Below are 1580 nucleotides of genomic sequence, written 5' to 3'. Positions count from 1 at the left end.
GCGCGGCGCACGCTCGTCGCGAGGAGCGCGAACGCCGCGCGCGCGACGGACGCGGGGTCGGACGACGGGACGACGCGTCCGGCACGGACCCGCCGGGGGTCCCGAGCGGCCTGCCCACGCCGGACCGTCGCCCACTCGGCGGGCAGGTCGTCGAGCAGGCGGTAGGCGGCGAGCATCGCGCACGACGCCCGCACGGGCAGGCGCGCCACCTGGTGCAGCGAGCCGAGCAGGCGCTCGGGCTCCGACGCGTGCCAGAACGCGACCGCGCACACGCCGATGAGCAGCGTGCGGACGGCGAGGCCGGCGCCCATGGCCAGGCCGTGGTCCGTGACCTCGAGCCCCAGCCACCGCCCGACGACGTCGCCGTCGCGTGTCACCGCGTTGACCGCGAGCAGGCTCAGGCCGAACCACACGAACGCCAGCTGTGCCGCCACGAGCCGCCGCAGCGGCACGCGCGCGACCGTGAGCGCCGCAGCGACGGCGAGCGCCCACAGGACGGCGAGCGGGCGCGCGTCGAACGTCCGGACGAGCATCACGGGCAGCGCCACGACGACCCCGAGCAGCACCGACGGGTCGCAGCCGGCGAGCCACGACGACGTCCGGTCCCCGGCCGCGGTCGCGGCGGCGGTGGTGGGGGCCGCGGTGGTGATGCCGCGGCTCATCCGCCGCCGCCCAGCACGCGCGCCGGCTCGCGCATCGACGGCGAGCCGGCCACGACGGCCGACGGCGCGTCCTCGACGAGCGGCCGCGCCTCCTCGACGAGCAGCCCCGCGTCGCGCAGGAGGCCGACGTCGTCCAGCAGGGCGGGCGGTCCGACGACGACGACGTCGCCCTCGCGCAGCACGAGCACCTGGTCGGCGAAGGCGCGGGCGAGGCCGAGGTCGTGCGTCGCGACGACCACGGCCGTGCCACGTGCCGCGAGCTCGTCGAGGAGCGCGAGCACCGCGGTCGCCTGGACGTCGTCCAGCCCGCAGGTCGGCTCGTCGAGCAGCAGGGCGGGCCGCCCGAGGACGGCCATCGCCGCGATCGTCAGGCGGCGCTGCTCGCCGCCGGACAGACGGAACGGGTCGGCCGCCGCGAGCCGCGCGAGCGAGAAGCGGTCGAGCGCGTCGGCGACCGTGGCGGCGACGTCGGCGTCGTCGGGAGCCCCGTCTCGACGGGCGCGGCGGCGGCCGAGGCCCCGCCGAGCACCCCCGCGCAGGCGCAGCCCGTACGCCACCTCGTCCGCGACCGTGCGGGTGAGCAGCTGGTGCTCGGGACGCTGGAGCACGAGCGCGGGCGGCAGGTCGACGCGCTCTGCGCCGTGACCCGCACCGCGCGCCGCAGCCTGACCCTCACCGGGCAGCAGGCCAGCGAGGCCCAGCAGGAGCGACGACTTCCCGCTGCCGTTGCACCCGACCATCGCGGTCACCTGCCCCGGGCGCAGGTCGAGCGCCGGGACCCGCACGACGGTGCGACCGCCCTGCTCCCATCCGCCCTCACGCACCCGGAGCACCGGCTCCCCGGTGGCGTGCGCGCCGCGCCGCGCGGCGCTCGCGGCGCCCGGACGGTGCGCGCCGGCCCACGAGACCGTCATCGGC

General features: G+C 78.5%; 2 protein-coding genes. Both read right to left on the bottom strand.

All coding sequences use genetic code 11. The features are described from left to right. Positions 1–662: energy-coupling factor transporter transmembrane component T family protein (locus ICW40_RS18320; RefSeq protein ID WP_221655437.1), on the bottom strand; the 662-nt coding region annotated here is incomplete at its 3' end. Next, the coding region (locus tag ICW40_RS18315; protein ID WP_221655436.1) for an ATP-binding cassette domain-containing protein at positions 659–1580 on the bottom strand (922 nt) is incomplete at its 5' end. The genes ICW40_RS18320 and ICW40_RS18315, both read right to left, overlap by 4 nt.

The sequence above is a fragment of the Actinotalea ferrariae genome, assembly GCF_019733465.1.
In the GTDB taxonomy this organism is placed as follows: Bacteria; Actinomycetota; Actinomycetes; order Actinomycetales; family Cellulomonadaceae; genus Actinotalea; species Actinotalea ferrariae_A.
The sequence above is the reverse complement of the archived record's forward strand: the minus strand, read 5'-3'. Positions and strand labels throughout refer to the sequence as shown.